Source organism: Thioclava sp. SK-1 (assembly GCF_001705665.1).
Lineage (GTDB): Bacteria > Pseudomonadota > Alphaproteobacteria > Rhodobacterales > Rhodobacteraceae > Thioclava.
In genome coordinates this window covers 156,937-180,054 of sequence record NZ_MDHA01000069.1, presented here as the reverse complement: position 1 = coordinate 180,054, position 23,118 = coordinate 156,937, and the positions used below count along the sequence as shown (strand labels likewise).

22 protein-coding genes are annotated in these 23,118 nt (G+C 56.3%); 14 read left to right on the top strand and 8 right to left on the bottom strand.

Annotated elements, in window-relative coordinates; genetic code table 11:
- Nucleotides 1–35 precede the first annotated feature (35 nt).
- The 3 genes from BFP70_RS16805 (at nt 36) to BFP70_RS16795 (ending at nt 1,841) form a co-directional block, all read left to right on the top strand.
- On the top strand, nt 36–638 hold the full coding sequence (locus BFP70_RS16805; RefSeq protein ID WP_066012791.1) for a d(CMP) kinase: 603 nt from the start codon (nt 36–38) through the stop codon (nt 636–638).
- A 31-nt stretch (nt 639–669) separates the two neighbouring features.
- On the top strand, nt 670–1,194 hold the full coding sequence (locus BFP70_RS16800; protein ID WP_141693242.1) for a hypothetical protein: 525 nt from the start codon (nt 670–672) through the stop codon (nt 1,192–1,194).
- Nucleotides 1,195–1,256: 62 nt separating this feature from the next.
- Nucleotides 1,257–1,841 carry a glutathione peroxidase gene (locus tag BFP70_RS16795; protein ID WP_255356757.1) on the top strand — a complete coding sequence of 195 codons (585 nt, stop codon included), beginning with the start codon at nt 1,257–1,259 and terminating at the stop codon, nt 1,839–1,841.
- A 102-nt stretch (nt 1,842–1,943) separates the two neighbouring features.
- Here BFP70_RS16795 and BFP70_RS16790 read toward each other — a convergent pair whose 3' ends face one another.
- Nucleotides 1,944–3,752, bottom strand: coding sequence for a trypsin-like peptidase domain-containing protein (locus BFP70_RS16790; RefSeq protein WP_066012789.1), 1,809 nt, complete (start codon nt 3,750–3,752; stop codon nt 1,944–1,946).
- A gap of 196 nt (nt 3,753–3,948) precedes the next feature.
- Here BFP70_RS16790 and BFP70_RS16785 point away from each other — a divergent pair, with 196 nt between their 5' ends.
- The 8 genes from BFP70_RS16785 (at nt 3,949) to glmM (ending at nt 14,459) form a co-directional block, all read left to right on the top strand.
- Nucleotides 3,949–4,899, top strand: coding sequence for a glycine--tRNA ligase subunit alpha (locus BFP70_RS16785; RefSeq protein ID WP_066012788.1), 951 nt, complete (start codon nt 3,949–3,951; stop codon nt 4,897–4,899).
- On the top strand, nt 4,896–5,372 hold the full coding sequence (locus BFP70_RS16780; RefSeq protein WP_066012787.1) for a DUF6446 family protein: 477 nt from the start codon (nt 4,896–4,898) through the stop codon (nt 5,370–5,372). The genes BFP70_RS16785 and BFP70_RS16780 overlap by 4 nt, the downstream gene beginning before the upstream one ends.
- Nucleotide 5,373: 1 nt before the next feature.
- A complete protein-coding gene (gene glyS, locus BFP70_RS16775; RefSeq protein WP_066012786.1) occupies nt 5,374–7,434 on the top strand; it encodes a glycine--tRNA ligase subunit beta in 2,061 nt (686 codons plus the stop codon).
- A gap of 133 nt (nt 7,435–7,567) precedes the next feature.
- Nucleotides 7,568–10,105, top strand: coding sequence for a putative PEP-binding protein (locus tag BFP70_RS16770; RefSeq protein ID WP_066012940.1), 2,538 nt, complete (start codon nt 7,568–7,570; stop codon nt 10,103–10,105).
- A 247-nt stretch (nt 10,106–10,352) separates the two neighbouring features.
- Nucleotides 10,353–11,042: a cell wall hydrolase gene (locus tag BFP70_RS16765; RefSeq protein ID WP_083217576.1), complete on the top strand. Its 690-nt coding sequence runs from the start codon at nt 10,353–10,355 to the stop codon at nt 11,040–11,042.
- A gap of 94 nt (nt 11,043–11,136) precedes the next feature.
- Nucleotides 11,137–12,039, top strand: coding sequence for a dihydroneopterin aldolase (locus BFP70_RS16760; protein WP_066012785.1), 903 nt, complete (start codon nt 11,137–11,139; stop codon nt 12,037–12,039).
- A gap of 48 nt (nt 12,040–12,087) precedes the next feature.
- The gene (folP, locus tag BFP70_RS16755; protein WP_066012784.1) at nt 12,088–13,116 is read left to right on the top strand and encodes a dihydropteroate synthase; all 1,029 of its coding nucleotides are present in this window, start codon (nt 12,088–12,090) and stop codon (nt 13,114–13,116) included.
- Nucleotides 13,113–14,459: a phosphoglucosamine mutase gene (glmM, locus tag BFP70_RS16750; protein ID WP_066012783.1), complete on the top strand. Its 1,347-nt coding sequence runs from the start codon at nt 13,113–13,115 to the stop codon at nt 14,457–14,459. Before folP ends, glmM begins: the two co-directional genes overlap by 4 nt.
- Nucleotides 14,460–14,550: 91 nt before the next feature.
- Here the strand turns inward: glmM and BFP70_RS16745 are convergent, their stop codons facing one another.
- The 5 genes from BFP70_RS16745 to rpsU all read right to left on the bottom strand — a co-directional run bounded on the left by BFP70_RS16745 (nt 14,551) and on the right by rpsU (nt 18,137).
- Nucleotides 14,551–16,203 carry a methyl-accepting chemotaxis protein gene (locus tag BFP70_RS16745; RefSeq protein WP_066012782.1) on the bottom strand — a complete coding sequence of 551 codons (1,653 nt, stop codon included), beginning with the start codon at nt 16,201–16,203 and terminating at the stop codon, nt 14,551–14,553.
- Nucleotides 16,204–16,280: 77 nt separating this feature from the next.
- Nucleotides 16,281–16,568: a hypothetical protein gene (locus tag BFP70_RS16740; protein WP_066012781.1), complete on the bottom strand. Its 288-nt coding sequence runs from the start codon at nt 16,566–16,568 to the stop codon at nt 16,281–16,283.
- Nucleotides 16,569–16,632: 64 nt separating this feature from the next.
- Nucleotides 16,633–17,091, bottom strand: a complete 459-nt coding sequence (locus tag BFP70_RS16735) for an Lrp/AsnC family transcriptional regulator (RefSeq protein WP_066012780.1) — start codon at nt 17,089–17,091, stop codon at nt 16,633–16,635.
- A 132-nt stretch (nt 17,092–17,223) separates the two neighbouring features.
- On the bottom strand, nt 17,224–17,658 hold the full coding sequence (gene mscL / locus BFP70_RS16730) for a large conductance mechanosensitive channel protein MscL (RefSeq protein WP_066012779.1): 435 nt from the start codon (nt 17,656–17,658) through the stop codon (nt 17,224–17,226).
- A gap of 272 nt (nt 17,659–17,930) precedes the next feature.
- The gene (gene rpsU, locus BFP70_RS20475) at nt 17,931–18,137 is read right to left on the bottom strand and encodes a 30S ribosomal protein S21 (RefSeq protein WP_083217574.1); all 207 of its coding nucleotides are present in this window, start codon (nt 18,135–18,137) and stop codon (nt 17,931–17,933) included.
- Between the two features lie 61 nt (nt 18,138–18,198).
- On the opposite strand from rpsU, the gene BFP70_RS16720 reads away from it, so the two are divergent.
- Together BFP70_RS16720 and BFP70_RS16715 are read left to right on the top strand one after the other, a co-directional pair.
- The gene (locus BFP70_RS16720) at nt 18,199–18,942 is read left to right on the top strand and encodes a COQ9 family protein (protein ID WP_083217573.1); all 744 of its coding nucleotides are present in this window, start codon (nt 18,199–18,201) and stop codon (nt 18,940–18,942) included.
- On the top strand, nt 18,939–19,922 hold the full coding sequence (locus BFP70_RS16715) for an NAD(P)H-quinone oxidoreductase (RefSeq protein ID WP_066012777.1): 984 nt from the start codon (nt 18,939–18,941) through the stop codon (nt 19,920–19,922). Before BFP70_RS16720 ends, BFP70_RS16715 begins: the two co-directional genes overlap by 4 nt.
- Before the next feature lie 17 nt (nt 19,923–19,939).
- On the opposite strand, the gene BFP70_RS16710 is transcribed toward BFP70_RS16715, so the two are convergent.
- Nucleotides 19,940–20,575, bottom strand: a complete 636-nt coding sequence (locus BFP70_RS16710) for a ribonuclease T2 (RefSeq protein WP_066012937.1) — start codon at nt 20,573–20,575, stop codon at nt 19,940–19,942.
- A 172-nt stretch (nt 20,576–20,747) separates the two neighbouring features.
- Here BFP70_RS16710 and BFP70_RS16705 point away from each other — a divergent pair, with 172 nt between their 5' ends.
- Nucleotides 20,748–21,506: a DUF1013 domain-containing protein gene (locus BFP70_RS16705; RefSeq protein WP_066012776.1), complete on the top strand. Its 759-nt coding sequence runs from the start codon at nt 20,748–20,750 to the stop codon at nt 21,504–21,506.
- Nucleotides 21,507–21,769: 263 nt separating this feature from the next.
- On the opposite strand, the gene BFP70_RS16700 is transcribed toward BFP70_RS16705, so the two are convergent.
- Nucleotides 21,770–22,996 carry a PAS domain-containing protein gene (locus BFP70_RS16700; RefSeq protein WP_066012775.1) on the bottom strand — a complete coding sequence of 409 codons (1,227 nt, stop codon included), beginning with the start codon at nt 22,994–22,996 and terminating at the stop codon, nt 21,770–21,772.
- Nucleotides 22,997–23,118 lie beyond the last annotated feature (122 nt).

The following is a 23,118-nucleotide window of genomic DNA, read 5'->3' as shown; positions in this document are numbered from 1 at the left end:
GGATATTTCGGGCAAGATGAATGAGGTGAGGCGAGATGCGATTTACTGTGGCGATTGACGGGCCTGCTGCGGCCGGCAAAGGCACATTGAGCCAGGCGGTTTCCGCAGAATTCGGGTTTACGCATTTGGACACGGGCCTGTTATACCGCGCGGTAGGTGCATTGGTCGCAGATGGTGCTGATCCGGTGGCAGCGGCGCAGGGCTTGAGTGTGCGCGATTTGCAGCGCGATGACCTGAGATCACTGGAGGCCGGGCAGGCTGCGTCGAAAGTTGCTGCGATTGGGGCGGTTCGTGCAGCTTTGGTGCAGTTCCAGCGCGATGTTGCCTGCAGTGAAGGTGGTGCGGTTTTGGATGGGCGCGATATTGGCACGGTGATTTGTCCGGATGCGCAGGTGAAGTTATTTGTGACGGCATCGGCTGAGGTTCGGGCGCATCGACGTTGGCAAGAGGTTGGCGGTGATGCGGCGGAGGTTCTGGCACAGGTTCGGGAACGCGATGCACGCGATATGGGCCGTGAGGACGCGCCGTTGCGGCCTGCGCTGGACGCGATTGTGATTGATACCACAGAACTGTCTATAGCAGCAGCTGTTGCCAAGGCGGTGTCGGTTATTCGCGAAAAAATCGGTCAAACCAGCTAGTGATTTGTGATGTCTGGCCTATAGTCGATCTATGATGAGAGCGATTGGCATAGGGGTGATCTGGCTATGGTGGGCCTTGGCAGCTGTCGCCCAGGATCGCCCTGAGGGGTTATTGTGGGTGCACTCTGATCTGCCGCGTGTGTTTCCGTTACAGGTTCAGACAGATGCCGGGCGTGACTATTATCTGGAGCTGCGCTCGACTGAAGATGAGCGCCGCGTTTTAGGGGCATATGTGCGCGGTGGCGCGTTTTTCCGGGTTTTGACCCCGCCGGGAGCCTACCGCATTGCCATAGTGTCGGGACGCGATTGGGATGCGCAGGCGCATGTGTTCAAAGAACCGGGGCAGGCGATCATTTTGGATGAGGTCTTTCGCTTTCGCGCAGGGTTTGCCCGCAAAAACGGCTGGCTGTTGGATTTGCGTGATACGGGTCAGGGTGCGGATTTGCATCAGATCGGGTTATGCCAACGCCTGAGTTTTGAGCAAGTCACGCCCGAGCCTGAGGACCCTTTCGCGGCAAGGTTTCAAACTGACGTGATCGAACGGTTTTGCGGTTGAAACATTCATCACGAAGGGGTGAATGTAGGTATAACATTGCAGCGCGTGCACAGGAGGGACATGTGGTTCGGTCGCTATTTTCCCGTCGGGCCGTTTTCGGTTTGGCTGCGTTTTCGGTTTCTGTCACTGCGATGATTGTCATGGCGGCTGGTCTGCGTGCGGGTGTTCAAGCGGATCCGGCACCAGATGCTGTGTTTGACAATATTGATGGTGGACAGCTGCGGTTATCTGATTTCGCGGGCCAGGTCGTGTTGGTCGTCAATACGGCCTCGCGTTGTGGGTTTGCACCCCAGTTTTCCGGGCTGCAAGATTTGCAAGATAACTACGCCGGGCAAGGGTTTACCGTTTTGGCCGTACCCTCGGACGATTTCCAACAAGAGCTGGATAGCAATGCTGAGGTGAAAAGCTTCTGTGCGATGACATTTGGCATAGAAGAGATGCCTATGACCACGATCACCCATGTCACGGGGGAGAGGGCGCATCCGTTCTATCGCTGGATGCGTGAGGCCCATGCCTTTGAACCGGAATGGAATTTCAACAAAATTCTGCTGGATCGGCATGGTAATGTCGTACAGACCTACCCGGCCACAGCTGAGCCACTGTCGGAGTGGCTGCGCGGGGATATTGAAGCCGCGATCGCGGGCTAGGCCGCGCAGCAATACCTGGGTTTTATCTAGTGATGGTGGGCGGTGGATTGGCCGAGGGCCCAGACCGCGTTGTCGGCGCTGACAAGGCGATCTGGTGACAGCTTATTTCCAACAGGCGACATGCACGACCAGCGATTGCGCGCCCTGTGTCAGATCTTCGGCGGCCAGGGCTCCGCTGGGGTCTGCAGCTTCGGGTGCGAAACCATTGGCGGCCAAGCTTTGTGCCATTGCATCGGATTGGATTGCCAGCGACAGGTCATCGGGCAGGATCTTGGTTGTGTCATCAGGGCGGGGCAGCACCATGCCCACCACTGCGCCACTTTGATCAAGTACCGGTGCGCCAACATCGCCGGGCAGGGTGCGCAGCGACAAGCGTGCCTGATCAGGTTCATTTTCCAGCCCGGCGAGTGCCGACAATGCGCCGAAGCTTAGAACCGGGGCGGACAGCGCTTCGGGATAGGAAAACCCTGCCACAGCAATCTCTGCGCCCGGTGTGACTTGCGCGGTTTGGAATTTACCAATCGTGGCGGGGGCCAGCGCGGTGCGCGGGGTCAGGACGGCCACGCCCAGATCCATATCAGTAAAGGCAACATCGAAGTCGTCATCCTCTACCGTGATCCGGCTGCAGGTGTCGATCCCTTGCGCGGCGGTCACAATCGCGCCGCTGGCATCGATAAAGAAGCCAGAGCGGGCGAATTCAGGCTGGCGTACATCAAGGCCCGACAAGATATCGCCGCGTGGCAGGGCCAATGGCTTGCCCAATGTGGCATCTAAAGCGGTGCGTCCAACGGGAGCAAAGCTTTGCTGCATCGCGCTGAGCACCCGGTCATAATCGGCGGCACTTGCAGTGGCGGGCCAGACCAGAGAGAACCCTTTGATCAGCCCACCCGACAGGCGCGCATGGGTGTATGACCGCAGCTGATCATTTTTCCCCGTCAGGGTGAAGCCGCTGCGATCTTGCGAACGTTCCCCATCAATAGGCACGATTTCAAGGGTTTGCATTGCGTCATACAGCGCGGACAGAGAGCTGGCATCGCCTTGTTGTGAAATTAGCAAAACAGTCACGTCAGAGCCATTGATGCCAGTATAATGCACGAAAGGTGCATCATAATGATCGAAGGCAACCAGCCCATTTGGCATCGCGATTTCAATGCCGGCCTCTTCATCCGTGATCACATTCAGATCAATCCTGGCGCGTTCCAGATCAACGCGTTCCAGCAGCGCAGCATGTTGAACGGATGACAAGACGCCGGTGGGTTCAAACCCATTTGCGGCCTGCCAACCCGATATTGCGCCGCGTGTGCCGGGACCAAAGGCAGCGTCCAGACGCCCGTCATAGGCGCCTTCCCATTGTAACGCGGACTGAATTTCGATGCGTTGATCGCGGTTCAGTTGCCGTTCAAGGGCCTGCGATTGCGCCAAAGTTTCCGCCATAGGGTCCGGCGTAACAGCGACGGGTGCTTGTGCGGCGTCAGGCGTGACTTCGGGCGAGGGTTCAACGATCGGGTCGGACTGCAGGGTGTCGACCTGCGCAGATGGCGCGCTACTGGCCGGCGGGGTGACAAACCGTGCACCTACGGGCCAAAACTGCTGTCGATATTGGGCGCCTTCGGTCAGATAGGCATCATTGGGGATCAGGCCTTCGCGGCGCAGCTGCAAACGGCGCTGATCCGCGGTGGTGCGGTCTTCAAATGGACCAATAGTGATTGCATACCAATTTGTGCTCATGGCGAAGCCGTTCAGATCAGGCAAGGTGGTGCCATATTCGCGCGCGCTTTGCTCGGCCTGTGCCAAAGAGGGTTGGGCCTCAATCTGGATCCAGACGGGGGCGGCCCAGCCGATGCCGGTCCACATCATCCCGGTCAGAACCGCACCAACCACCATCGAAACAGATTTGCCCAAACGCACCATCGTAAATTCCCAATATATGTTCGGGCCCCAACTTTGCGCCCGTATTTGGCGGAAATTAGCGAATATGACGGCAAGGTCACGCTGAAACTGCCCATCTATGCGCATATGTGTTCTTGGTGCCACCCGTTGACCAGACCGGCGCGCTTGCCTAATGACAAGACTAACTGACTGTAAGGGCCATGCCCGAGGGGAGACCATGTCCGAGAGTGCTGCATCCAAACCTGCTCAGCCGAGGTCGTTTCAGGAGATCATCCTGCGGCTACAGGCCTATTGGGCGTCGAAAGGCTGCGCGGTAATGCAGCCCTATGATATGGAGGTAGGCGCTGGCACGTTCCATCCTGCCACCACGCTGCGGTCGCTGGGGGCGAAGCCTTGGGCTGCTGCTTATGTTCAGCCATCACGGCGTCCGACAGATGGCCGCTATGGAGAAAACCCGAACCGTTTGCAGCATTACTATCAATATCAGGTGCTGATCAAACCGAGCCCCCCGGATCTGCAAGAGCTGTATCTGGGCAGCTTGCGTGCGATTGGGATTGATATCGATCTGCATGATATCCGCTTTGTCGAAGATGATTGGGAATCGCCGACATTGGGTGCCTGGGGTTTGGGCTGGGAAGTGTGGTGCGACGGTATGGAAGTGTCACAGTTCACCTATTTCCAACAGGTTGGCGGGCATGATTGCCATCCGGTCTCGGGGGAGCTGACCTATGGATTGGAACGTCTGGCGATGTATGTGCTGGGCGTCGATCATGTCATGGACATGCCGTATAACGACCCGTCGGCGCCCATTGCCCTAAGCTATGGTGATGTGTTCAAACAGACTGAACAGGAATATTCCCGCTGGAATTTCGATGTGGCCGATACCGACATATTGTTGCAGCATTTCAAGGATGCTGAGGCAGAATGTGAACGCATCTTGGCACAGCCTGCGACCGATGGCGCAGGTCGCGATATCATCATGGCACATCCGGCCTATGATCAATGCATTAAGGCCAGCCACCTGTTCAACCTGCTGGATGCGCGCGGTGTTATTTCCGTGACAGAACGCCAAGCCTATATTGGCCGCGTGCGCAATCTGGCCAAGCAATGTGCTGATGCGTTCGTGCAAACGCCGGCAGGTGGCGCGGGTGCAGGGGACGCAGCGTGAATGGTAAATGGGTCGGAGCGGGTATCGTGATCAGCGCATTGGTGTTTGGCGGCGTGGTCTATTACACGCAGATGTATGGCTATTATCAGCCTGTGCCCGCATCGGCAGATAGCGCCGAAATACGCCTGACATCAATGATGGATGGCACACCAGAGGTGATCGAGACATCGAATTTTGAAGGGATCGATGCAGATAGCTCCCCTTTGCGATTCCGTGGCTGTTTTACCACGCCTTTGTCTTTGGCCACCGCCACCGAGACCTATACCGTTTATGAAGGGGCAACCCCGTTGAACGGTCCAGGTTGGTTTGAATGCTATAATGCTGCCCAGCTTGGCGAAGATTTGCAGACAGGGGCCGCCGTGGCCTTTTTGTCAGAACATCAAATTTCCCCCGGTGTTGACCGGGTGGTTGCAATTTATCCAGATGGCCGGGCCTTTGCCTGGCATCAGCTGAACGACACATCGGAGAAGTGACATGTCGGACCTTCTGATCGAGCTCTTCTCGGAAGAGATCCCGGCGCGCATGCAACAAAAAGCGCGTGAAGATTTGAAATCGCTTGTGACCAACGGGCTTGTGGAGGCGGGGTTGACTTATGCCTCTGCCGGCGCGTTTTCGACACCGCGGCGTCTGGTGCTGACGGTCGAGGGGCTGTCTTCCGAAAGCCCGACCCTTCGTGAGGAACGTAAGGGGCCAAAGGTAGGAGCGCCGGACAAAGCGGTGGAGGGGTTCTTGCGCTCCACCGGGTTGACGCTGGATCAGTTGGAAATCCGCGATGACAAAAAGGGTCAGGTCTATTTCGCGGTCATGGAAAAGCCAGGACGCGCCGCAGCTGCGATCATCGCAGAGGTGCTGGAGAAGACGATCCGCACCTTCCCTTGGCCGAAATCCATGCGCTGGGGTGCGGGCAGCCTGCGTTGGGTGCGCCCACTTCATTCCATCTTGTGCATCTTGACTGATGAGGCCGGAGCGCAGATCGTGGATCTTGATATTGACGGGATCGCAGCTGGCAACGCCAGCCAAGGGCATCGTTTCATGGCACCGGACCGTTTTGCGGTAACTTCCTTTGACGATTATAGCGCGAAACTGAAAACGGCCAAAGTGGTGTTGGACGCGCAGACGCGTGCCGATACGATCTGGCATGATGCCGAACAGATGGCCTTCGCACGCGGTCTTGAACTGGTGCAGGACAAAGGTCTGTTGGCCGAGGTGTCGGGGCTGGTGGAATGGCCCGTGGCGCTGATGGGACAGATTGACGATGAATTTCTTGGGCTGCCGCCAGAGGTTTTGCAAACCTCGATGAAAGAGCACCAGAAATTCTTCTCGGTCAAAAGCCCTAAAACGGGCCGTATCGAAGGGTTCGTGACTGTTGCAAACCGCGAAACGTCCGATCAAGGCGAGACGATTTTGAAGGGCAATCAGAAGGTTTTGTCGGCGCGACTATCGGATGCCAAGTTCTTTTGGGAAAATGATCAGCGTCTGGTCAAGTCTGGTGGTTTGGTGGCCATGGGCGCCGGGCTGTCCGAGGTGACATTCCATAATAAAATGGGATCACAGGCAGAACGTATCGCGCGTATCGCGGCACTGACGGCAGAAATTGCGCCTTCGGTGGGGGCCGACCCCGCGCTTGCACGACAAGCGGCTGAGGTCGCAAAGGCCGATCTGCAATCCGAAATGGTCTATGAATTCCCAGAGTTGCAGGGGATCATGGGGCGGTATTACGCGCAATCGGCGGGCTTGCCAGATGCGGTGGCAGATGCCTGCCGTGATCATTATTCGCCGCTTGGCCCGTCAGATGACGTGCCCAGTGATCCGGTAACGGTCGCAGTGGCATTGGCCGATAAGATCGACACGCTGACAGGGTTCTGGGCGATCGATGAAAAACCTACCGGGTCGAAGGATCCTTTCGCGCTGCGTCGTGCTGCGCTTGGGGTGATCCGCCTGGTTCTGACGAACGCTTTACGGCTGAACCTGACAGAGACCTTCGCGAAGGGCTATCCGGGGGCGGATACGGCAGATTTGCTGACCTTCTTCCATGACCGGCTGAAGGTTTATCTGCGCGACCAGGGTGTGCGTCATGACGTGATTGATGCGGTTTTGGCGATGCCGGGCAATGATGATCTGGTGCTTGTGGTCAAGCGGGCGACGGCGTTGTCGGACCTGTTGAAGACCGATGATGGCGAAAACCTGATTCAGGGCTATAAGCGCGCCAATAACATACTGAGCCAGGCAGAATCGAAGGATGGCGTTGAATATAGCTTTGGTGCCGACCTTAAATTTGTTGAAAGCGAGGCTGAAAAGGCCCTGTTCGTTGCCTTGGACACCGCAGAGGAGAAAATCAATAAAGCCATGTCGGGCGATGATTTCGCTGGAGCAATGGCTGCAATGGCGACTTTGCGGACACCGATTGATGCGTTCTTCACAGATGTGCAAATTAACTCCGAGAATGAGATAATTCGGAGGAATCGTTTGAATCTGCTGTCCCAGATTCGAAAGATTTGTCTGTCGGTCGCAGATGTTGCAAAATTAGAAGGCTAGTTTACCCAATCAGTACAATTGGCTAGACCGTTACAGCCGGAGGTTTCATCGAAACATCCGGCTGCAGCTATAAGATCGCTTTCGGGATGCCTCGAAACAGGATATGCTGCAGGCGCAAAGAGGGCTTGCTGCGATGCAGAAACATTACGAATTTGACGAGTTCGTTGAGCTGCGGCCAACGGCAAAGGTCGACAAATCACGCCACGGATGGCGCGCAAAATGTTTGCAACGGCTGATCCGTCTGGATTTGCCGGTGCCTGCGACTGTGGCATTGCCCACCGAAACGGTGCGCCGGATCGCGGCAGGGCAAATGCCCGATGTTGCTGCCATCATTGAATGTTTCGGCGACGAGATGCTGATCTCGGTGCGCTCCAGCCCGGAAAATCCCGAATGGGGCGGGCCGGGCACGGTTCTGAATGTCGGCCTGAACAATGACATGCACGCGCGGTTGGTTGAAACCCATGGTGCCGAAGCCGCCGATGCGCTGTATCTGGCATTCGTGCAAAACTATGCCGTTCATGTTGCCCGACTTGATCCTGATATGTTTTGTGCCCCCGCTGGCCCCGGTGCGGTGCAAGCCGCGCTCGCGATGTATCAGGAGGAAATGGATAGCGAATTTCCGCAAAATCCGGTGCAGCAGCTGATTGAGGTGCTGCGCTCGATGGCGCGGGCATGGGAAGGCACCACAGCGCGCTTACTGCGTCAGGCCAAAGGCGCCCCGGCAGAGGCGACATTGGGTTTGGTGCTGCAGCAGATGGCATTGGGGATCGGCCCGGGGCTGTCGGGTTCTGGTACGATCCAATTTGTTGATTCGGTGACGGGCAAGCCATTGATCAATGGGCGCTTCCGGCGCCAAAGCCAGGGCCGGGCCAGCGCGGATGCCGAATTGTATCTGACGCGGGATCCTCGCGGGCCGTCATTGGAAGATCTTGCGCCTGAGGTTTTTGAACAACTGCGTGGATATGGTGCAATTTGCCGCCAGCGCCTACGCGAAGAAATGCAGGTGGAATTTACGCTGGAAGGCGGGCGCGTGTCAGTGATTGATGCTGTGCGCGTGCAGCGGTCGGCGCGTGCCGGGGTGCGGATCGCGGTCGCGTTGGCCGAAGATGGGGTGATCCCGCGCGAAGACGCTTTGCTGCGCGTTGAGCCACGCGCATTGACCGAATTGCTGCATTTCCAGGTGGATCCACGGGCGCCACGTGATGTTTTGGCGCGCGGCATTGCGGCCTCTCCGGGGGCTGCAACCGGGAAAATCGTGTTTTCTGCGGCAGCCGCACAGGCCAGTGCAGCGCGTGATGAGCCTTGTATTTTGGTGCGCCGCGAAACTTCGCCCGAAGACGTGCGCGGGATGCATGCAGCCCATGCGGTGCTGACCGAACGCGGTGGGATGACCAGCCATGCGGCCGTGATTGCACGCGGGCTTGGCCTGCCCTGTATCGTTGGCTGCCTAGAGATTTCGATCTCGGGCCGTGAAAAGCGGTTGGTGGGGCCGCGCGGTCGTGTGTTCTACGAAGGGGATGTGATCACTGTTGATGGCTCTAACGGTGATGTGTTGGTCGGCACGGCCGAGATGCTGTCACCCGCACTTGATGATGGGTTCCAGACCTTACTGCGATGGGCAGATAATGTGCGCGACATTGGCATCCGTGCAAATGCCGACACGCCCGAAGATGCCCGCACCGCCCGGAACTTTGCCGCCGATGGGATTGGGTTGTGCCGGACAGAGCATATGTTCTTTGACGAAGATCGTCTGACCGTGATGCGCGAGATGATTTTTGCAGATGCCTCGCAAGACCGGCGCTTGGTACTGGAACGATTGCTGCCGATGCAGCGGGCGGATTTCATTGCATTGTTCGACATTATGGCCGGCATGCCTGTGTGCATCCGCCTGTTTGACCCACCGCTGCATGAATTTTTGCCCCATGACCGCGATGGGATGCGCGATCTTGCGGATGCGCTGGACCGCCCCTTGTCAGAGGTTACACGCCGGATTGAAGCCATGTCGGAATTCAACCCGATGTTGGGGATGCGCGGCGTGCGGCTGGGCGTAACGATCCCCGAAATCTACGACATGCAGGCCCGTGCGATTTTTGAGGCCGCCGTCGAGGCCTCCACCCGCGGAGCGCAGGTCGTGCCTGAAATCATGATCCCGCTTGTCTCTGCCTCGCGTGAGGTGGAGCTGGTGAAATCGCGTATTGATGCCGTTGCGGCCGCCGTGCGCAGCGAAACAAAGGCCGAGTTCACCTATCGCCTGGGCGCGATGATGGAGACCCCGCGTGCTGCGCTGCGTGCCGGTGAAATTGCCGAACATGCTGAATTCATGTCCTTTGGCACGAATGACTTGACCCAGATGACCTATGGCCTGTCGCGCGATGACGCTGGCCGGTTCATGTCGACCTATGTCAATCAAGGTGTGTATGCCGAAGATCCGTTCCATATCCTGGATGTTGAAGGGGTGGGGGAGTTGTTGTTGATCGGGGCAGGCAGAGGTCGCGCGACGCGGCGTGACATCACAATTTCTGTCTGTGGTGAGCATGGCGGAAACCCCGAATCGATAGCATTTTGCCGCGCGGCTGGCTTTGACTATGTGTCATGTTCGCCGTTTCGCGTGCCTGTCGCACGTTTGGCGGCGGCGCATTTCGCGTTATTGGCGCCCAAAAGTCACGGATAGGGCCGAAAAGGTCCTATCCCGATTTTCTATAAAATTCAATTTGATTCCAGTTTCTTCGCGGATGATATGGCCGCTTCGATCCTATTTGCTTTCCGTTAGGGTAGGCAAGATGTCGCTTAAGAGTGACTCCGAACATGCTGAAATCTGGGGCTAAACTGGACTTTTACCCAATCTATGCTGTATTGCGGCGAGGTTCCGTCACAGTTGAGTGAGATATCTGTGGCGCGTTCAGATGGAACGATGCGGGATGCCAAAGATGTTGAATGTGACCAGCTATGCCACAAAAGCCCTGTGCGGGGCTGCGATTGTGATCTTGTCCCTTTCGGGGGGCGCTCGCGCAGATGTGGCGGTAAGTGGTTCCAATGATCCATCTGAGCAAATCGACCAGCATCTGGTATCTTTAATGAGCGGCGAGCGTGACGGGCTTGGCAAATTGTCGGCCAAACGCATTGCGAAAATCACCACGACCCCGGAAGGTGCGACACCGCCGAAAATTACCGCCGAATGGTTGGCACAGCAACCTGCCGCCAAAGGCGGGCAGCAATTTGAATGCCTGGCAGATGTGCTGTATCACGAAGCGCGCGGTGAAAGCGTTCAAGGGCAGGTTGCCGTGGCCGAGGTCGTTTTGAACCGCGTGGAAGATCCCGCCTTTCCAAATACAGTGTGCGGCGTTGTGCATCAAAGCAATCGTCGCGGCTGCCAGTTCAGCTGGACTTGCGATGGAAAATCGGACCGTATCGGTGAAAGCTCGGCCTATTCCCGCGTGAAAAAAGTGGCCCGTGCAATGATGGACGGCGCGCCGCGTGTTGTGACCGATGGTGCGACATTTTTCCATACACCCGCAGTTAAGCCCTCATGGGCGCGTCGCTTTGTGCGCACGGCCAAGGTTGGGGCACATATCTTTTATCGTAAGCCGGTGCGCACCGCGTCAAATTAACGTCGTTTGAGGCCGTCGAAACGCCGTTTCGGGGTGGGCTTTGGCCCGCCCTTTTTCTATTCTGCACCGATGACAGCTTAGGTGACCGATCCCCATGACCAGCGACACTTCGCTTGCTTTTTCTCATCCCGAAGAACGTGCTATTGCCTCCGCCCCCGGAGATCCGCGCGACCGTATTTCGCTGCGTGATCACGTTGTTACGGCAGAAATTGGCGCGTTCCAACAAGAGCGGGGAAGCCAGCAACGCCTGTGCTTTAATGTCGTGGTAGAGGTCCGTCCCGCGCCAGCGCCATTGGATGATGATGTAGACCGCATCTTGTCCTATGACCGGATTACAGAATCCATCGCGGCCGAGCTGGCGGCAGAGCGGCTGAACCTGCTGGAAACCCTGGCAGAACGAGTGGCCGAACGTATTCTGGCCGAACCGCAGGCCATGCGGGTCTTTGTGCGGATTGAGAAGCTGGATCGTGGTCCCGGCGCGCTTGGCGTCGAAATATCGCGTTCGCGTGCAAGCAGCCCGGTGCAGGGCGATGCCGAACAGGCGCTGCACCCTTTGGTGGCCTATCTGTCCAATGACATCAGCGCAGCGGATGATTGTTCAGAGCGGTTGGATCGGCTGGAGGCACATGGCCTGCCCGTTATTTTGACCGTGGGCTTACCCGAAGCCACCGCGCCCGCGTCCGGCCATAAAACGACCCAGCGCCGCATTGATCTACTGGCGATTGAGCAAAACGCATGGATGTTGGCTGCGCGTGACCCGCGCTGTGTTGTCGTGTCGTCGCGCACCGAAATCGATTGGGCGATGAAACATGGCCAGACCGTTGTTTGGGCGCCGTCGAAAATCGTCCTGGATGCAGTGGATGGGCCGAAAGGTTCTGACCCGGTGGCTTTGGCGATTTGGCTGGCCGAGCAATTGGCGGCAACCCGGTTAGAGCTTCACGGGAATGTTTCGGCCCCGGCAGGAAGCCGCGTGCCGGTCATGGTCGACGCGGCCTGAGCCACCGCGCCCCCTTGCCAATGCCGCGCGTTTGCGGTGAATGGTGGCATGGAAAAACTGTATTACCGCCCGATTGCGCGCACCGATTTAGCCCGCCCAGACAGCGCAATGTCGCTGGCAGGTGGCTGGTGTTGGTTTGATGAGGTTGAGATCTTACGCCGTGGCGAAGATCCGGAGGTCATTTTGGCCGCTCATTTGCCAGAGGATGTGCTGGAACGGCTGACATCGCCACGCGGCCACATTGCTGGGCTGGATATGACGCAGCCACAGATCATGGGAATTCTGAATGTCACACCTGACAGCTTTTCCGATGGTGGCGATCACGACGATTTGGACGGAGCATTGGAACATGCGCAGCTGATGATTGAGGCAGGTGCCGATATGTTGGATGTGGGTGGCGAAAGCACACGCCCAGGTGCCGAAGAGGTTGATGAAGACGAGGAAATCCAGCGCACCGCACCGGTGATTGCGGCGCTGCGCGAATTGGACCGTCAGGTGCCGGTTTCTATTGATACCCGTAAATCCATGGTGGCCGATCAGGCCATTGAGGTGGGCGCGGATATGTTAAACGATGTATCTGCAATGGAATTTGATCCGGGCATGACAGAGCTGGCGATGATCTCGGGTTTGCCGATTTGCCTTATGCATTCGCAAGGTACACCGGAGATTATGCAAGAGGATCCGCGCTACACGGATGTGCTGTTAGAGGTTTATGATTATCTGGAGGCGCGCATTGCCTTGGCCGAAAGCGAAGGTATTTCGCGCGAGAAGATCGTGGTGGATCCGGGAATAGGCTTTGGCAAAACCTTGCAGCATAATCTGGCGCTGCTGCGCGGGATTTCCCTGTTTCACAGCTTGGGCTGCCCGATTTTGCTGGGTGTTTCGCGTAAACGTTTTATTGGCACGATTTCTCAAACCGAACAACCAAGCGACCGGATGCCGGGCAGTTTGGCATTGACCACATTGGCTTTGGAACAGGGCGTGCAAATCCATCGCGTGCATGACGTGGCGCAGATCGTGCAATCTGTGCGGCTTTGGAAAGCCCTCACATTCGGGTGGGAGCAGGAGGACATATGAGCAGAACTTTATTCGGCACCGATGGCGTACGCGGCGAAGCAAACTCGGGCCATATGACGGCAGAAACCGCATTGAAACTTGGGGCGGCTGCCGGGCGCTATTTTCGCCGGGACCGCAGCAATGGCCACCGTGTTGTGATCGGTAAGGACACGCGGCTGTCGGGCTATATGTTTGAAAATGCCCTTACGGCAGGTCTGACATCAACCGGGATGAATGTGTTGCTGCTGGGGCCGGTGCCAACGCCTGCGATTGGCTATTTGACGCGCTCGATGCGGGCAGATCTGGGGATCATGATTTCGGCCAGCCACAACCCGGCTAAGGATAACGGGATCAAGTTCTTTGGTCCCGACGGGTTCAAACTGTCGGATGAGGCCGAAGCCGAGATTGAGGCAATGCTGGGTGGGGAAATCCGTCTGGCAATCCCCGATAATATTGGCCGGGCCAAGCGCATTGATGATGGTCTGGGCCGCTATGTGGAATATGCGAAAACCACATTTCCGGCGCGCGATCGCATGTCTGGCCTGAAGGTTGTGGTAGATTGCGCCAATGGTGCGGCCTATAAGGCGGCGCCGCAGGTGTTGTGGGAATTGGGTTGCGATGTCATCCCAGTGGGCGTCACACCCAACGGGTATAATATTAATGACAATTGTGGTTCGACCCATACGCAAAGCTGTGCAGATGCGGTTTTGGCCAATGGCGCGGATCTTGGTATTTCGCTTGATGGTGATGCCGATCGGGTGATGATCATTGACGAGACCGGGCGCGTTGCCGATGGCGATCAGATCATGGCACTATTTGCCCGCCGCTGGGCGGATAAAGGGTTCTTGCGCGGTGGGGCCTTGGTGGCGACCGTTATGTCGAACCTGGGGTTGGAGCGGTTCTTGCAAGGGCGTGGTCTGCAGTTGGAGCGGACCAAGGTCGGCGATCGCTATGTTGTAGAGCGGATGCGCTCGGGCGGGTTTAATCTGGGCGGTGAGCAATCGGGCCATATTGTGATGACCGATTATGCGACGACAGGCGATGGCCTGATGGCCGGGTTGCAATTTTTGCTGGCGATGGCAGAGACCGGTAAACGCGCTTCTGACCTGTGCGAACAATTTGAAACAGTGCCGCAATTGTTGAAAAATGTTCGGTATCAGGCGGGGCAGGAACCGTTGAACGATGAGGCGGTCCGAAAAGTGATTGCGGACGCTGAAGTCAAACTGTCCGGGCAGGGGCGGTTGTTGATCCGTAAATCGGGCACCGAGCCGCTGATCCGCGTGATGGCTGAATGCGAAAGCGATGATCTTTTATTACAGACAGTGGATGGGATTGTGGCCGCAGTCGAAGCGGCAGCTGGCTGAACAAAACCGCCAAACATGGCACAAGGATCGGGACAGGTTTCAACTCGCCCCGATCCATTTTAGGCCGATCCGGTAAGGATGTCTTGCACCGCTACCCTGCGGCGCGCAGTGCATCATCGTTTAAGCTTTGCGCATCGGCCTGAAAAATAACCATAGCATCACGCAGGCTGCGGGCCATTCCGTCTAATGCCCTGTTCGCGGCGGTGGTTTCTTCAAACATCGCAACGTTTTGCTGGGTGACGTGATCAAGCTCTTCAACCGAACCGTTGATGTCCTCCAATGCGCGCGACTGTTCGCTTGCGGTCTGGGCCAGCTCATTGATCCGCACGGTAATTTTCTCAACCCCGCCGATGATACGATCCAACGCGGTGACGGTTTTATTCACCAGATCCACGCCGGTTTTTACCTGACGTTCGGACGCTTCGATCAAAGTGCTGATTTGACGCGCTGAGGAAGAGGAACGCTGTGCAAGTTCACGCACCTCGGAGGCGACGACGGCAAAACCGCGTCCTGCCTCACCCGCGCGGGCGGCTTCCACCCCGGCGTTCAGCGCCAATAGATTGGTTTGGAACGCGATATCGTCAATGACGCTGGTAATCCGCGCGATCTGGCTGGAGCTTTTTTCAATCTCTCCCATCGCTTCAATCGATTCTGCCACCACGCCGGAGCTTTCACGGGCGACCGAGCGGGCCTGTTCGGCGGTATCGGCGGTTTCACGGCTGACCTGTGCGGCCTGTTGAACGGAACTCGTCAGCTCATTTATTGCCGCTGCGGTATTGGCCAAAGTAGTCGCCTGTTGTTCTGACCGGTGTGACAGGCTTTCGGCTGCACTGGCGATTTCCCCGATTTGTGCCCCGATATCGACTGAACATCCCATAGCCACCGTGATGGATGAAGCAAGCTGTTGTGTTGCTTGATTAAAGTCACGCGATAAGGTTTTGAACCTTGGGTCGTCAAATTCTGGCAGGCGGACAGAAAGATCCCCGTTCGCCATGCGCGCCAAGGCACGTTGCAATTGCTGCGTAATTTGTTCTGTTTGCGCGGCGGTGTGCTCGCGCTCGGCGGCCAGAACCCGTTCCGCTTCGCGTGCGGCGGTGTCCGCATGTTGGGCGGCTGCGGCTTTGGCCTCAGCATCCAGACGCGAGGCTTCTGCACGTTTGGTCGCTTCTTCGGCGGCATTTTTTTGCGCCTGCGCGTCTTCGGACAGGGCCTGCGCGTGCTCTTTTGCGGCAATCGCGTCGTGCGACATCTGCTGCACCTCTTTCAGGCGCTCTGTGGCGGCAAGCTGCATACGCTGGCGCTGGCGCACAACCAGCATAAGCACCACGGCCTCTATACTAAAGGCGGCGCCGTGCAGGGCGATGCGGCCCAAGTTTTCTACAATATCAGAGCTGGGATACACCAAAACCGGATAAAACAGCCCCAACCCAGCGTGGTGCAACACCGTGCCAACCACGGTGACCGCGATCGCTCGAGTGTCGACCAGTGCCGTGGTCAATGCGCAGATTACGAAGAAAATCATATGGGTATCTATGATCCATGGATGACCTGCGAAGGCGGCTGTGAAGGCAAAACACTGACCAATCATCCCTTGTGCCAAAGCCGAGCGCGACTTGCGCGTATCGCCCTGACGTGCCGCCCAAAGCGACAGCGCCGCAAAGGCCCATGCGGACACAGTGGCAACGATAAAGGCATTCCCGATCATCCACGATACCAGTGTCGTCAGCGCGGCGAAGCCAACCATGCTCCTTGCCAGATATTTTATTGCTTTGTCGCGGCCTAAGAATGCAAGGTCACTGTCGTCATTCCAGAGTGATTTAATCATGCGCTACAAATCCATTTGGCTTTTTCTGCGTCAAGGATGAACCACGCTCCGGCATTTGATAGGGCGTCAATCTGCGACATTGTCTCGACAACGATTTGCACCCCGAATGGGGCTCTGGTCGGGCCGACAATCTGCGCCTTCGCGGCATGGGCCACGCTGCTGGCGTCCACCCAAGGAGGCATCACGACCAGCAATAGGCCCGGCGTGTCAGGTCGCGTAGCAGACAGATGCGCCAATGGCGCAATTATCAGCGACGACAGCGTCACCAAAATCTCAAGTTTCATACAAATACCCGAAGCACGTATTACCCGGTAATCTTCGGTCATATGTCTTAATATTATGTAGGGCTTAGACCGGAAACGCCGTGGTATTTTGAACTTCACGTAGGCTGAAGCTGGATTGAAGCTGTGCCACGCCGGGAAGTGAGGCCAATCGTGAGCGATGCAGCCGCGCAAAATCTTCGGTATCGATCGCGGCGACTTTCAGCAGGAAATCGGCTTTGCCCGCCATCAGGTGGCATTCCATCACCTCGGGCACTTTACGCACTTCACGTTCAAAAGAATTAAGAATTTCATCGGATTGACTAGAAAGGGTGATTTCAACCCAAACAACCGTCGTGCGGCCCAGCTTTGTGGGATTGAGCAAGGCAACATAGTTGCGGATGAACCCTTCATCCTCTAACCGCTGCACCCTGCGGTGACAGGCGGATGGGGACAGGTTCACGCGCTCTGACAAATCTGCATTGGAAATCCGGCCCTGCTTTTGCAACACATCCAATAAACGGCGATCTGTGGCATCAAGACCCATCTTTGCGCAACTTTCTTCGACATATCTAAGGCTTTGCCGAATTTATTACGTCAATCAGGCCCCGCACGCCAGATGCAAACATCCAACAGGGCGTGGCGGCAGGGGCGGGTGAGCGACCCTGCCGAAAGAAATTTACGCAGGTTTCTTAAGCTGATCGCGAATTTCGATCAGGATATCAAGTTCACTCGGGCCTGCGGGAACCTCTGGCACGACCTCTTCTGGCTTTTCAGCCTGGGCTTTCACGCGGTTGACCGTGCGCACCAGCATGAAAACAACAAAGGCGATGATCAGGAAGTTGATGACAGCCATCGTAAAGGCACCATAGGCGAAAATGGCGGCACCGGCTTCGCGCGCGACTTCAAGACTGGCACCTTCAGGAACGGATCCGGACAACACGACATAAAGATTGGTGAAGTCATACCCGCCGGTGAATAGCCCGATGAACGGGTTCAGAAGGTCATTTACCATGGATTTGACGATGGCTGTGAAGGCCGCGCCGACGATAATGCCGACAGCCATGTCCATAACATTGCCCTTTGCAATGAAGGCTTTGAATTCATTTAGCATGGTGATGCCCCTTTAAAAAACGGATCGGCGTAAGCGCCGATGGGATTACCGGGTAAATTGCCACAATCTGCATATGTGGACCAGACGGATTGCGCCGCCTGAATGTGCTTTTAACCATTAACCTTATGGGCGAGAGGTTTTCCAGATGTAAAAACACATCCGCTAAAAACCAAAAACCCCCAAAGCGCAACGCCATGGGGGCCATCGGTGCGGAACATCCATACAGAACGGACCGCCAGCTTTCTCAAACCACCGGGAAAACCCGGCAAGCCTCAGAGCGCGCCTTCGCGCTGAGCCTTCTTACGTGCCAGTTTACGGGCACGACGGACGGCTTCGGCTTTCTCACGCGCTTTCTTGACGGAGGGTTTCTCGAAGTGTTGCCGAAGCTTCATTTCACGAAACACACCCTCACGCTGAAGTTTTTTCTTCAGGGCGCGGAGCGCTTGATCGACATTGTTGTCGCGAACGCTGACCTGCATATGGTGTCACCACCTTCCTAAGTTAAAGTTGCATCAGATAGCAGGAACCCGCCATATAGCTATGACGTTGACGTTTGTCTACTATCAGACGGGAGAAACCGCAGTGAAGAATGATCATTTGGACGTGGATCGGGCCAAATCCGACCTTCTGGCCGCGATCGAGCCACATGTGCCCTTTGATGGCTGGACCAGACCCGCCTTTGAAATGGCTGTTGCTGATTCGGATATCGATCTGGCTTTGGCCGAGGTCATTTGCCCGCGGGGGGCGGTGGACCTGGCGATTGCCTATCACCGGAAAGGCGATCAAGCGATGTGCCTTGCGGTGAAATCAGCGGATTTCGACGGGATGAAATTTCGTGACAAGGTGGCTGCCTGTATCCGTATGCGCCTTGAAGGCGCGGATCCTGAATTGGTGCGACGGGGGGCAACGCTGTTCGCATTGCCACAAAACACCGCGGTGGGCGCCAAGTTGATCTGGGAAACTGCGGATAAGGTCTGGAACGTGTTGGGCGACAGCAGTCGTGATTACAATTGGTACACCAAGCGCGCCACTTTGTCGGGAGTCTATTCGGCGACCGTTTTGTTCTGGATGGGTGATGAAAGCGAAGGTCACTGCGAGACCTGGGAATTTTTGGATCGCCGGATTGGCAATGTGATGCAGTTTGAAAAGGTGAAAGGAAAGCTGTTGAAGCTGCCTTTCGCGGAAAGAATGGTGGGGGCAATACGCGCGCCGCAAGCGGGGCAGGACATGCCGGGCAAGACATATGGCGCCGCCGATGGCGCCAAAGAAAGGACGGATACATGAGCTTACCGCATCAAATGCGCGCCGTTGAAATCACGCAGCCCGGCGGGCCAGAGGTTTTGTCGATGATGCAGGCACCGGTGCCGGTTCCCGGCTATGGCGAGGTGTTGATTCATCTGTCCTATGCCGGGGTTAACCGCCCCGATGCATTGCAACGTGCGGGTTCCTACGCCCCGCCGGCGGGCGCGTCGCCTTTGCCCGGATTGGAAGGGGCTGGGCGGATTGCAGCCTGTGGTCCGGGGGTGACAGGTTGGTCGATCGGTGATCAGGTATGTGCGCTGCTGCCCGGCGGCGGCTATGCTGAATACGCGCTGTGCCAGGCCAGCCATGTGCTGCCGGTGCCTAAAGGACTGGATCTGAAATCTGCGGCCTGCCTGCCTGAAACTTGCTTTACCGTATGGTCCAATGTGATGCAGCGCGGCGGACTAAAGGCGGGGGAGCGGTTTTTGGTTCATGGAGGCTCCAGCGGGATCGGCACAACAGCGATCCAGATGGCCAAAGCCATCGGTGCGCGGGTATGGGCCACAGCCGGATCAGACGAAAAATGCGCCGCGATCGAGGCACTTGGCGCGACCGCAATCAATTACCGCACGCAGGATTTTGTCAAAATCATTGAGGCGGCAGGTGGTGCCAATTTGATCCTTGATATGGTCGGGGGCGATTATATCAAACGCAACCTGCGCGCACTGGATGAAGATGGGCGTCTGGTCTTTATCGCCTTTTTGCAAGGCCCAAAAGCCGAGATCAATTTTGCCCCCTTGATGATGCGCCGCTTGACCGTCACCGGATCGACCCTGCGGCCGCAATCAGATGCTGCCAAAGCCGAAATCGCACAGGCGCTGCGCCGCGATGTTTGGCCGATGATCGAAAGTGGTAAGTTAAAAGTTATTCATGACAGTGAGTTTCCCTTATCGCAAGCCGTTCAGGCGCACGAGCGGATGGAAACATCGCAGCATATCGGGAAGATCGTCCTGAAAATTTAACACCCGATTGGGCGGGATCATCGGATCCCGTCCATTCGTGCATCTGACAATGTACAATCACGGATAACATCCGGGCCACAATCGCGCGGCATCAATGCGCGGTTTAGGCAAATGCGCACCTCTTGAATGCGCCGGTCACGGCAGGTGACAGTGACGCTGTCGCGGGTGTAATTCGGATTTACCTCTAAAAATGCGTCTTCGACGACAGAGGCTGGCAGCTTCACATCTCGTTTCAGACTTTGAAAAACCTCTGGGATTTCAACGCTATCATAGGCCAACCGGGCAAGGCGGAAATAATCACTGGCGGCCAGTCCCGTACAGCGACCATGTTTTTTCCACTGATACCAAGCGGCGCCGGGCGCGCCCATGATGTCCGTCATAGCGGCGGTTGTACGCTTTTGCGGATCACGCGCTGTTGTGCGGCAATATTGCGGCCAGCCATCCTCATATTGTGGCCAAAGCCCATGCAAAACAAAGGAAAATTCTTCCTTTTGTGCGCATTGGGGCGATTGGCGCGCATCGCCTTCTAACGCACACCACGTTGGAGACCATGATAAGGCAAGAACATAATAGTCGAAGTCACCGGCGGCCTCACCATCGGCCTGAGCGATGGGGACGGATGTCAAATTTAAGAAGACAACGCAACAAGCCATCGCCAGCCACCGAACCAAAGCAGTCAAATGCGTCATTTCCTCTTCCCTCGCGCGTCAATTTTGCGTATATCAGAACCAATTCCCCTTCCAGAGATGGACCGCGGACCGGGACACCCCCGACGCCGCAGCCGATTTCTCGGCCCGGGAGAGATATGTGTAAAGGATGGCTCAGATGAACAACAAGCCCCTGATGGCCAAAGCGACCGCTGTGTGGTTGGTGGACAATACGACGCTGACCTTCAAACAGATCGGCGATTTTTGTGGCATGCACGAATTGGAAGTGCAGGGCATTGCCGATGGCGATGTGGCCGCAGGCGTGAAAGGCCAGGACCCGTTATCCAATGGCCAGTTGGATCAGTCCGAGATTGATCGCGCCGAGAAAGATCCGCTGCATAAGCTGAAACTGAAATTCAACAAAGCCTCTGTTGGCGAAGACAAGCGTCGCGGCCCGCGCTACACGCCATTGTCCAAGCGGCAAGATCGCCCGAACTCCATTCTGTGGCTGGTGAAGTTCCACCCAGAATTGGCAGATGCGCAAATTGCCCGCCTGGTTGGCACCACCAAGCCGACGATCCAATCCATTCGCGAGCGCACGCATTGGAACATTCAAAGCATGACCGCGATTGATCCGGTGGCTTTGGGTCTGTGCCGCCAGTCAGAGTTGGATATGGAAGTGCAGAAGGCGGTTAAGAAAACCTCTGCGAATGTGATGAATGATGACGAGCGTCGCAAGCTTGTCTCGACAGAGCAATCGCTGGAAATGGGCGAAGAGCCGCGTCTGCCCTCGTCCATCGCTGGGTTGGAGAACTTTAGCCTGTCCAATACCAAGAACGAAGAGGATGAAGAGGAGCGTAATTCGGCTAAGGATTATTCCAATGCTGACAGCTTCTTCAACCTGCCCGAAGGCGATGACGAAGACGATAAGAACTGATCGGTTCGGGTCTATCCGGCCTAACGAAACCGTAGCTGATATAGGATAAGCTGCGGAATTTTCGTGTTATTTATGAAGCCTGCCAGCCTGAATGCTGGCAGGATTTTGTTTGCTGGGGTGCGTAATCCGGTCCCCGCCGCGAGACGGCTGTGGCATTTGGGAACTGCTATTTTAGGGACAGTGCTGAATGACAGCGTGATTTTTTAGCGATTTGTTGCCGAAAATTATCATTGCACGTCCTTTGCCGCGCGCATGCGCAACAGTTAAATGTCGCGCAGATAGGCCAGCATGGCGTTTTCAATGACCTCCGATAGCTGCATGATCGCTTCCAGCCGGTTTTTAATATCCGCATGGAATGAATCCAGCTGATCGATGGTTGTCGACAACCCACCCACATCGCGCATCCGACCGCATTCGACCCGACCCAAAACGCGAATGGTATCCAACCCTAGCATCTGTCTGCGGATTTCCGCACTGGAACGATTGAGATCCGCGGCAAATCCTGCGGCGGTTGTCATTGCCACGCGGGCCTTATCAGCACAGGTCCCTTCCAAGCGTTTTAACAAATCGCTTTCATGCGCCCAATCAATGCCATCAACGGATTTGGAATCATCGAAATTGGCATTCATTTCGGCCAATATTCTGCTGCAGCTCATCAGGAACAGGGCCCGCGCGACCTCGCGAGACAGCTTGTCGCACATATTGTCCTGACCACCGACAAAGCTTTGCAGCCGTGCGGAAATCAGCTGTGAACTTGCTTTGTAATTCTCTGATATTGCGGAAACGGGGCCACCCGATGGCTCTAACCGAGAGGCGACAATACGCATATTGTTCGGAACCGATTGCAGCGATTCAAAGCTTCGTAACAAAGCACGTTGTTGGCCGGTCGATTTTTCAAGCGCGTCGTTCATTTCGGTCAGGATCTTTGTTCGACGATCGGCGGCGCGGCCCAATTTTTTGTCACGCGCGGCCATCTCTTGTCCCAATGCAAAGGCCACGAAACTCGTATAGCTGGAAAATCCGGCCTTTTCCGACATGCGCCGCAATTCATCCGCGCTGTCTTCAGGGTCCATGCCTTTGCTACGTTCGCGTTCGCTAAGGTCAGGATAAAATTCACGAATTTTATCGAAGGTCGGGCTGGAGGGTTTAAGCCGAACGGATAGGTAGCCGTCATCGATTGGCATAATAACCGCGAATACCCAGTAAAAATCGCCATTTTCAGAGCGGTTTTTGACATAGGCACCCATCGGATGGCCTTTTTGAATCGCATCCCAAAGAATACAAAACACCCCTTTGGGCGTATCTGGATGGCGCACTTTCTTATGGGGAACGCCCAGAAGATCCGGCCAGCCATAACCGGAAACCCGCTGAAATACCGCGTTTCCGGCCTGAATAATGCCACGGGTATCCGTCCGAGAATAAAATAACTCGTTGAAGGCAAAGGGCGTTTCGCCATGTCGCGTGGTGGCAAACTCGGAATGGGCGTTCATTCGATTATCCCTGAAAAACATCTGTTCCTTTGATCCCTAACCACAATGGGTTACTGCGACGTTTAGGCACGTAAGAATGTGCGCCCGTTTAGGACAGGTATCAAAAATAACCTCGCTCCCCA